Annotated in this window: 8 protein-coding genes; 7 read left to right on the forward strand and 1 reads right to left on the reverse strand. The window is 55.2% G+C overall.

What is annotated here, in order from left to right:
• Positions 1-390 precede the first annotated feature (390 nt).
• From KW062_RS29320 to kdsB, 6 genes are all read left to right on the forward strand, one after another.
• Complete coding sequence (locus KW062_RS29320; RefSeq protein ID WP_177433271.1) at positions 391-1,347, forward strand: CatB-related O-acetyltransferase; 957 nt, start codon at positions 391-393, stop codon at positions 1,345-1,347.
• Between the two features lie 190 nt (positions 1,348-1,537).
• A complete protein-coding gene (locus tag KW062_RS19730; protein ID WP_105755536.1) occupies positions 1,538-1,933 on the forward strand; it encodes a pantoate--beta-alanine ligase in 396 nt (131 codons plus the stop codon).
• The gene (locus KW062_RS19735; RefSeq protein WP_105755535.1) at positions 1,926-3,059 is read left to right on the forward strand and encodes a CDP-glycerol glycerophosphotransferase family protein; all 1,134 of its coding nucleotides are present in this window, start codon (positions 1,926-1,928) and stop codon (positions 3,057-3,059) included. Before KW062_RS19730 ends, KW062_RS19735 begins: the two co-directional genes overlap by 8 nt.
• On the forward strand, positions 3,059-5,308 hold the full coding sequence (locus KW062_RS19740) for a capsular polysaccharide export protein, LipB/KpsS family (protein ID WP_105755534.1): 2,250 nt from the start codon (positions 3,059-3,061) through the stop codon (positions 5,306-5,308). The genes KW062_RS19735 and KW062_RS19740 overlap by 1 nt, the downstream gene beginning before the upstream one ends.
• Before the next feature lie 126 nt (positions 5,309-5,434).
• Positions 5,435-6,277 (forward strand): 3-deoxy-8-phosphooctulonate synthase, encoded by an 843-nt coding sequence (gene kdsA / locus KW062_RS19745; protein WP_027619424.1) that lies wholly within the window; start codon positions 5,435-5,437, stop codon positions 6,275-6,277.
• 31 nt (positions 6,278-6,308) lie between these two features.
• Entirely contained in the window at positions 6,309-7,595 is a 1,287-nt protein-coding gene (gene kdsB, locus KW062_RS19750; protein ID WP_105755533.1) for a 3-deoxy-manno-octulosonate cytidylyltransferase, read from the forward strand.
• 106 nt (positions 7,596-7,701) lie between these two features.
• Here kdsB and KW062_RS19755 read toward each other — a convergent pair whose 3' ends face one another.
• On the reverse strand, positions 7,702-8,634 hold the full coding sequence (locus tag KW062_RS19755; RefSeq protein ID WP_105755532.1) for a KpsF/GutQ family sugar-phosphate isomerase: 933 nt from the start codon (positions 8,632-8,634) through the stop codon (positions 7,702-7,704).
• A 238-nt stretch (positions 8,635-8,872) separates the two neighbouring features.
• Here KW062_RS19755 and KW062_RS19760 point away from each other — a divergent pair, with 238 nt between their 5' ends.
• The gene (locus tag KW062_RS19760; protein ID WP_256350826.1) at positions 8,873-9,913 is read left to right on the forward strand and encodes a phosphotransferase; all 1,041 of its coding nucleotides are present in this window, start codon (positions 8,873-8,875) and stop codon (positions 9,911-9,913) included.
• Positions 9,914-10,053 lie beyond the last annotated feature (140 nt).

The following is a 10,053-nucleotide window of genomic DNA, read 5'->3' on the forward strand; positions in this document are numbered from 1 at the left end:
CTTGCACGACCGTACACATTAGTGGAGCGACACGCACCCAGCAGCACCAAACTCCCAGCGGGAGCACAGTGCCGCTATAGCCTGCAAGTACCGTACATCCCTCCATCCTCCTTAAACCGCAATAAATCGAACTGAGACACATGCTGAACAGAGAGACAACATATCGCACCAAACTTATACATATAAAAACGCCATGCATAATTATGGAGCACAACTTCTCGAAACTCACGTCACAGACAGTAAGCTCTTGACACACTTTTTACGCGCCGATAGAATTGGCAGTTTAATTATTACCTCATGTAAAAAATGCATAAGTGGCATTTCAAGCCACGATGCGAGCATCACAAATGCCCGAATGATGGCACAACGACACCATGGAGCGCAGCAATCTTGGAAGACAAATTGATATCAAAACTGGCAAGCGTTTCCAAAGATGCGGTTTTGATGGGGCCTGTCAAGCTGTATGGCGCTGTGACTGTTAACGCCAAGGCTCAAATTGGCAAGTACACATACCTCGGTCGTGACGGCTATGTCGGCCGAGGAGCGGTAATCGGCAACTACTGCTCCATCGCACGCAATGCAGAAATCAGCCCAATCAACCACCCGACAGACTACCTGAGCTGCCACCCCTTCCAGTACAACACCAATCATTTTACTGATGTCGAAGGCTATCAAACCCACGCACGCGTGAAAGGCCCGACTGCCAATCCGGCCGTAATTGGCCACGACGTCTGGATCGGTGCCGGAGCAATGGTTTGCCAGGGTGCAACAGTCGGCACGGGCGCTGTTATTGCTGGTGGCGCCGTAGTCACCAAAGATGTGCCTCCCTACGCCATCGTCGGCGGCATTCCTGCGCAAATCATCCGCTACCGATTTGACGAGCCGACCATCGAAAGGCTGTTGGCCAGCCAATGGTGGGAGCTTAATCCACAGGATATGGTGGATGTCGACTTCACGGACGTCAGTGAAGCGCTTGACAAAATCAGTGCCATAAAACTGCATATGGGCCTGAAAAACCGCACGGACCTGTCCGGTACAGTTACCAATGCTGCAAGCGGCACCAGCTCCGGTATCGTGTGGTTCTCAACGCCAACTGCGCATGCCGATATGAATGCCCTCGATCGCTTCACTTCGATCGAAGTGATTTCCCACGAACCTGGTCCTGGCGACATTTCGCCGGTCGTGACACCCGGCATCTACCCTATTCATAGCACCTCGTTCGACGCCAAGCGTGGCTGGTACCGACTGACGTTCACGGTGGACGGCGAGCAATTCAAAGGCAAAATTTTCAAGAAGAAATTCAGCTTCAAGCTCGGCACGGCTCGCGCTCGTGACAACATCGCTTGATCTGATATAGACGCAGGCTCACCAGAAAAGCCCACCCCAAGTGAGTGGGCTTTTCTGAGTCAACGGCGGCAGAGCCATACACAACCCGATATTTCCGGACACAGAGCGTGTCGCACATGAGCGCTCGAAGCTGCCCGAAAAACACATTCAAACCTCCATGCAGCGTAAGCGCTTTTCGATAGGGATATTTATGAGAACTGTAATCACCTTCGGCACATTCGACGTACTCCACATCGGCCACGTTAAGATCCTGCAACGTGCCCGCGCCCAGGGTGACCGGTTGGTAGTAGGGATCTCGTCCGATGCGCTGAATTTTTCCAAGAAGCAACGCAACCCGGTCTACCCGGAAGCTGAACGCCGGGACATCATCGCCTCGCTGGCCTGCGTGGACGAAGTCTTCATCGAAGAATCGCTTGAGCTCAAAGGGCAATATATCCAGGAGTTCGGCGCTCACGCTCTGGTCATGGGTAATGACTGGGAAGGCCGTTTCGACGAATTCAAGTCCCTCTGCGAAGTGATCTACCTTCCTCGCACCGAAGGCATTTCCACCACCCAACTGATTGCAGAGATCAAAAAGTATGGGTAACTCCCCCAGGATAGGTTTTGTCGGCTGGAACCCTTTTCAGTTCCTGCACATACAAAAGCTGGCCAGTACCTTCCCGGGCGCCTGCTTCGTGATTGAAAAGCGCCAAGACTTCATCTCTGAATTCAGCGATGAAGTCCTGAGCAACCCCCACACGCCCATCATGGTGTGGGATCGCGCGCAAATGGCAAACCTCGATGGCGTCTTCGACATCATCGTCTGCCAGACCCCGTTCTCACGCATAGAAGCATTCGAGAAATCGAAGATTGCCATGATTCAGTACGGCTATGCCAAGGAGCCACACAACTACGGCCCATGGCGAGCATTTGCCGATCTGTGCCTGACTTATGGTCCTTACGCTTCGGAGCGGATCGATTACTTCAGCCCGACAGCCTCCGTTGGCAACCCTCGCTACGATGACTGGCACCGCGAGTCATTCCACGCTGCCGCGAAAGCCAAGCACGCCGAAAAACTGAATCCAAATCGGAAAACGGTTTTGTATTTGCCAACCTGGGGCGATCTTTCCAGCGTCGATCAATACGTGACGGCAATTTACGACCTGGCAGAAAACTTCAACGTTCTGATGAAGATGCATCACAACACTGAACTGCTGGAAAGTGCCCGCAAAGACAAGATGGACATGGGGGCAATCTGTCATTTCGGCGCCAATGACGACTTGCTGGAACTGCTCTCAATCGCTGACGTTGTCATCTCGGATTACAGCGGCGCGATTTTTGATGCCATGTACTGCAAAAAGCCAATTGCACTGCTGGACGCCGACCTGGCTGAGCAGATGGGCGGCAAGAAAATTGACGAGTACAGCCTGGAATACTCTCGACGCAGTGAGCTTGGCCTGACAATCAATAAGCCGGAGGCATTGGCCGATGGCATTGCAAAGCTAGCTGATAACCCACAGAAGTACGTCGACCTGTATGAGCCCCTGCGCAGCTCTTTGTTTACCGATACCACTGACTCGCTAAGCCTGGCCCGTGAAGCACTGGTAAAACTCTGGAAAGGCGAATTCACGCCTAGCCAGCCTCAATCCTACGTACGCAAGGAATTGAAGGAGTTTTACAAGACCAAGCGCCAGTTGGCGATTGCCAAGAAAAAGCAGAGCGTGAACAAATAATGCAATCCATTCAGCGGCACATCACTGTCAAAGCGATTTTCCTGCTTTCAAAGATTGGCGCACATCGCGCAAGCCTGGCCTTTACCGACAAACTGCTACGGTCGAATGTGTCACTGAGCCAGATTCGCCAAGCGGTTGTGGCAGCCAATGCCCACAATAACGAGGCCTCAGCGCTTCGCTACGCCAGTTACGCGATAGAAAGATATCCCTCCAATTCGTTTGGTTATCTCGAGAAGGCACGCATTCTTGCTGCGCGTGGCGCAGAAGACGAGGCTATCGAAACATTGCAGCAGGGCCCCTCGTGCAGCCAGATTTACGACATGCTGGCACTCTATCGGCCAACCAGGTCGGCGAAACAAAAACCAAAAAAAACACCGCCCAAACCAGCATCATTGGTATCCAGCAGCGAACTCGAACAGTTTTTCCTGATGGCGGGCGACGATTCGTCATGGCTGAGCATCATAGTTGAACAAGCTCAGCAAGCGATCAAGGCAGACCCAAGCAACCTGACGAACTTCAACATCCTTGCACGCGCATATAATCAGCTGAACCAGCATCAAAAGCTGATTGATGCCATCAATGAATTCCCTGAAGAGGTTGCGGCTCGCCTCAATTATCGCCTGATGCTGTCCAAGGCTTACCAGATGGTCCGCGACCAGCAAGCAGCCCTTGATGTACTGCTTGCAGCGCAGGTTGATTTCCCGTCCGAACGCAAACTGCTGATGCGGATCAGCGATATGCTCCGCGACGATGCACAAGTGGCTCGGGCTTACTCCTATCTCTGCGCTGCTCAGGCTTGCTACCCGGCGTACGGCTCAGTCAAACGACTATCCTTCGAAATTGACAATTTCTTATACGACGATGCCCGCAACACCTTGCTGAACATTCTGAACTTCCCTCGGGAAGCACTCATGAAATTCATGCCAATGATCAACCGTGCAACACCATTTTTCCCCGATCTGCACGAACAAACTCAATTGGCTCGCAATCAGGCACGAGAGTTGATCGCAGCGGAAAAAGGCAAGAAAGGCATCAACCCGGATGAGCAGGTCAAAGTGGCCGTCAAATGCCGCTGGCTGAACGAGGCGCACCAGGTTATCCAGCGCAATCGGTCGGGCACCCAACCGGTATCGGAAGAAAATCAGTTGTGGCTGGAGACTGTCGTTCGTAACCTGGGCAAGGCCCGAGCCTTGGTCGAGACCGCCACAGCCAACGAAATTTCATCCCATCTTTGCGGGTTGCGCAACGGTGCAATCGTCGACATCGACCTAAACAACATCGACTTGTCCAAAACCGTGGAAGTCTTCATTCCGACAGTTTTTTTTGCTGCGCCAAATGAAGAAAAGCCGAGCTATGCTACGGTTCGCGAGTTCCTGTCAAACGTCTACAGCTACCTCATGGATCGTAATGACCTGACCCTGGTACCTCGACATCAGTGGAACTGGCGCAATTGCGATCCGCGCATTCCCGGCGCCCGAGTTGTCAGTTATCACACTAATGCACCCTTGAGCGCTGATCACCTGCATATCCAGGAAGTCCCCCTTGCTGGTCGCTGCAGCATGGACCATCAGGGTTTTGCCGGCTATTCGTCGCTTGCCACTATCCATGAACCGATTGAACGTGCCAGCGTGCATTTCTCGACCGATGCCTTGGCCGAGAACGAAAGCGAGCTGCGTGATACCTACATCCACAACAACGTCTCAAAGTATTCACAAAAAGCAGAGCGCATTAACTATGAAGACGATTACGTCTTCGTCGCCCTGCAAATACCGACAGACACCGTAGCAGCACTGGCGCAAATCACCGGTGTCGAACTGGTCCGCGCAGTTGCTGAGCATTACGCAGGCAGCTCGACCAAAGTGCGCGTCAAACGCCACCCCTACTGCAATAGCATGTCGGTGCAGAAGACCCTGGAATCGCTCTGTGCCGCTGGTTCGATTGAACTGTCTGACGCCTCGGTGCACGACCTGATCGCAGGCGCCAAGGCCGTATTTACAGTCAACTCGGGGGTTGGGCTCGAGGCTCTGCTTCACGGGCGCCCGGTGATTGTCACGGGTGAGTGCGATTACTCATACGCCGTAGCCGCTTATCCGCGCACGGTCGACGAACTCAAAGCCTGCCTCAGTGGCCCCTTTGTTTTCGATCAAGAGCGCACTCAAAAGCTACTGCACTACTACGTCAACTCCTACTCGATGGCCGCAAACGATGAGGTAGCGATTCATAACAGACTCGCCACCTGGCTCACTTGATAAACCTCTGCCTATCAATTGAGCGCCACACCAGCGCCTCGGTAATACGACTGCTATCGGGTCGGTTTTAAACCGCCCGATAGCAAGCGCCGCCCTTTTCATCATTTTCAAAGTGGACTTGTAATCATGATCAAAATCACCCCAACCATCGAATGCTCCAACACCGCCCCCTTCGTCCTCTTCGGCGGCATCAACGTACTCGAGTCCCTGGACCTGGCCCTGACCGCTTGCGCTGAATACGTGCGCGTGACCGAAAAGCTGGGCATTCCTTATGTGTTCAAGGCCAGTTTCGACAAGGCTAACCGCTCCTCGATCCACTCGTACCGTGGTCCGGGCATGGAAGAAGGCCTGCGCATTTTCGAAAAGGTCAAAGCCGAATTCGGCGTGCCGGTGATCACCGACGTGCACGAGATCTATCAGTGCGCCCCAGTTGCCGAAGTGGCTGACGTGCTGCAACTGCCTGCGTTCCTTGCGCGCCAGACAGACCTGGTGACTGCCCTGGCCAAGACCGGCAAGCCGGTCAACATCAAGAAGCCGCAGTTCCTCAGCCCGTCGCAAATGCAGAACATCGTGCACAAGTTCAAGGAAGCCGGTAACGACCAGCTGATCCTGTGCGATCGCGGCACCTGCCTGGGTTACGACAACCTGGTGGTGGACATGCTCGGCTTCGGCGTGATGAAGAAAACCTGCGACAACCTGCCGATCATTTTCGACGTAACTCACGCCCTGCAACAACGCGATCCGTCGGGCGCTGCGTCCGGTGGTCGTCGTGACCAGGTAGTCGATCTGGCGCGCGCCGGCATGGGTGTTGGCCTGGCGGGTCTGTTCCTGGAAGCTCACCCGAACCCGGATCAGGCCAAGTGCGACGGCCCGAGCGCCCTGCCGCTGGACCAACTGGAGCCGTTCCTGGCGCAGATCAAAGCCCTGGATGACCTGATCAAATCCTTCGCACCACTGAACATTGCCTGAAGCAACGTTAGTTGAAACAAGGACTCTGAACATGGCAAGTACAGAACAACGGGTCGCGATTGTCATTCCGGCCCGCTACGGTTCGACGCGCCTGCCGGGCAAGCCGCTAGCGGATATCGCCGGTAAGCCGATGGTGCAGCACGTCTACGAACGCGCTCTGCAAGTGAGCAATGCGCAGGTGGTGGTGATTGCCACTGACGACGAGCGCGTGACGCAAGCCGTGCAGGCCTTTGGTGGCCAGTATGTGATGACCTCGCCGGATCATCCGTCCGGCACCGATCGACTGGCGGAAGTCATGGCTCAGGTCGAGGCAGACATCTACATCAATCTGCAGGGCGACGAGCCACTGGTACGCCCGGCGGACATCGAAGCCCTCGCCGCCGGCATGCTCGCCGACGAGCAGGTCAAGGTCGGCACCCTGTGCCACCCGATCGAAGCTCACGAAGCCGGCAACCCCAACACCGTGAAAGTGGTGCTGGCCAATAACGGCAACGCCCTGTATTTCAGCCGCTCGCCGATTCCCTACCCACGGGATGGCGAAGTCGCGCACTACCTGAAGCACGTCGGTGTGTACGGCTACCGCCGCGATGTACTGGCTGACTACAGCGGTCTGCCGCAGCCGATGCTGGAGCATGCGGAGAAGCTCGAACAACTGCGCCTGATGGCCGCCGGTTATTGCATTCGTGCCTATCTGGTGGAGCCGACCGGCCCGGGCGTCGACACGCCGGAATGCCTGGAGCAAGTGCGGGCGATCATGAGTGGCCAGGCCCCTGCCCCGCAGCCGACGCTGAACGATGTGCGCCTGGTGATTACCGATGTCGATGGCGTGCTGACCGATGGCGGGATTTATTACGACGCCAGCGGCGAATGCCTGAAGCGCTTCCATGTGCGTGATGGCATGGGCATGCGTCTGCTGGAAGAGAATGGCGTGCGCGTGGCGGTGTTGTCCGGGCGTGATTCGGCGACGCTGCGCAAGCGCGTGGCGGACCTGGGGATCACCCTGTGCCAGTTCGGCGTCAAGGATAAGCAGGCAGCCTGTAACCAACTGATGGCCGAAGCTGGGGTCAGTGCGGCGCAAACCGCTTGCATTGGCGACGACTGCATCGACCTGCCGGCCTTTGCTGCTTGCGCCCTGTCGTTTGCAGTGGCAGATGCGCCGGTGTACGTGAAGGCCGCTGCGACTCACACGCTGACGGCGGCCGGCGGTACGGGTGCGTTCCGCGAGGTGGCTGACGCGATTCTGTTTGCCCAGGGCAAGGATGCGGTGCTGGGGACTGCGGCGGGTTATGCGCAGGTGATGGCGAAGATGGCGCAGTAAGCTCTGGCTTGCTCCTGCAATTAAATGCTGGAGCAGTCCGAAACGAAAAAACGGTAGAAGCTTGGCTCCTACCGTTTTTTTGTGCCGACGTAAAACTACTGGCGTATCAGTCGAAGATTTCGACAATTCCCACTACAGCGTTATCGCTATTGGTAACCGCCAGTGCGCGAATCTTGTTATCGAGCATGTAGGTTTCAGCTTCTGACAGCTGCGAATCTTCCTTGATGGTGTGCGGCTTGGCTGTCATGAAGTGCGCCACTGTGGTGTGGACCACACCTTCATCACTCAACAAAGCACGGCGCAAGTCACCATCGGTAACGATACCTACCAATACGCCATCATCAATAACGACGGTTAGCCCCAAACGGCTTTGCGTCATCATCAACAGGCAATCATGGAAGCTGGTGGCCGAAGTGACTGCCGGTGCTGGCGAATGCATCACGTCGCTGACGCGGGTCAACAGTTTACGACCCAGGCTGCCGCCCGGGTGGTAGCGGGCGAAGTCCATTGGTTTGAATTGCAGCGCTTCGATCAACGCCACGGCCAGTGCGTCACCCATGGCCATGGTGGCCAGTGTCGAGGTGGTCGGTGCCAGGTTGTTCGGGCAAACTTCGCGCTCGACCGAGATATCCAGCCAGATATCGGCGTGCTTGGCCAGTGTCGATTTACCATTACCGGTCATCGCGATAATTTTGTTGCCGAAGGACTTCAGGCTCGGAATCAGCTTGATCACTTCTTCGGTTTCACCGCTGTAGCTGATCAGGATCAGCACATCGATCGGCTTGAGCATGCCGAGGTCGCCATGGAAGGCTTCGGCCGGGTGCAGGAAGAAGCTCGGGGTGCCGGTGGAGGCGAAGGTGGCGACCATCTTCTGGCCGATAAGGCCGGATTTGCCCATGCCACACACAACCGCACGACCCTTGCAGCCGAAGATCAGTTCGACGGCATTCTGGAACTCGCCGTCCAGGCGATCGGCCATTTGAGTGACCGCTTGCGCCTGAGCGATAAGTGCTTCTTTTGCAATAGCAAGATGATTCATGTTTGACTTTCGTCCCTGATAGCAACGTGGTGTTCAGCGGTGAATTTTAAGGTCTTTGCAACATTTAGCAAAGTCCCAATCCGGCCAGCCGGGCATTTTAAACTGTTCGATGGCGTGCCGAGCCACAAATGCGGCGCTTCCAGTAAACTTTTCGTTGTCTCCGCACTCTGTATCACTCAGCATATTATTACTAAAACCGCTACAAATCGGACATATGGCACTTGCCTAAGTTGAAGTCATGAATTTGGATCTACACCCCCTGCAAGGCTGCAGAGTCCTTTACCGTTGGCACCAGGGTGACCTGGAACAACATATACGCGCGCTGATGCCGGACTGGGGCAAGGCACCGTTCACCATCACCACTCAGGACCTGGACTCCAACGCCTCGTTCGTCAACTATGTGCGTCACCACCAGTTGCTCAATCCGAGCACCGGTCAGACCATCGATCTGGTGGAAAAGTCCATTCGCAAGGTAGCTTTTATTGGCAGCCAGGAAGCACGCTTCTACCGAATGACCGACATGCTGCATGGCAGTGAGCAGTTTCAGCACCCGGCCTGCTTCGGGGTCATCGAGACGCCGCTGGAAAGCCTGATTTTCACCGACTTCGCCAGAGGCAAGCCACCTCGCATGCACCTGATTGCCAGGCAATTGGCTCTGGGTATCGCCGAACTGGAAAGCCTCAGTCATCGCTTCCTGAAAAATCGTCCGCGGCATCAGGCCCCTTTGTACTGGAGCATGGATTTCTTTCGCCCGTGGTTCCTGCTGCGCCCGAGGTTCAACTTTGCTCGCTGCTTGCCAGTACTCGAACAACTGGGCAAGGACGACGAGCGTTTCTCCGGCCTGGCCGAGAACTTCAAGGCTTTCAAACCAGTCCTGGCTCGCCTTGGCCGCGCTGCTCGACGTAGCCCACGCTGCATCAGCCACATGGACTATCTGCGCAAAAACCTGTTCATCAATGCCGGAAAGTTGCAGCTGATCGATTGGAGCGAGGTCAAAGTCGGACGCATCGGTTTCGATGGCGGGGCTTATTTGGGGAGTTTGTTTCGACGCAAAGACATGGCACCGTTTCTCGCCGCTCGGCAAGAACTTCTCGACACCTATCGAGCTGCACTGCCGACAGGGTTCGATGCCGAGGAAGCCCTGCGAAATCTGCACTACATGTTTTTACTCAATGCCCTGTTCCATTGCCTGCGTCCAGAAACCATCACCGAGTACCAGGAAAAGGAGCGCATGCCGCTGCTGCGACAGAAGTACGACTATCTCCTGGGATTGCTCTGAGGCCGTAGCGCGACGTTTCTCAGCACTCGCTTGGCTGTTTTTGTCACACATCCTACGTATTCGTCTGAAAGACCGTTCTTACATTGTTAATTTGTATTAACATTCACGCGTTATTTCAGGTCGTGCTCGGTTTATCGAAA

It is taken from the genome of Pseudomonas fluorescens (genome assembly GCF_019212185.1).
Taxonomy (GTDB): Bacteria; Pseudomonadota; Gammaproteobacteria; order Pseudomonadales; family Pseudomonadaceae; genus Aquipseudomonas.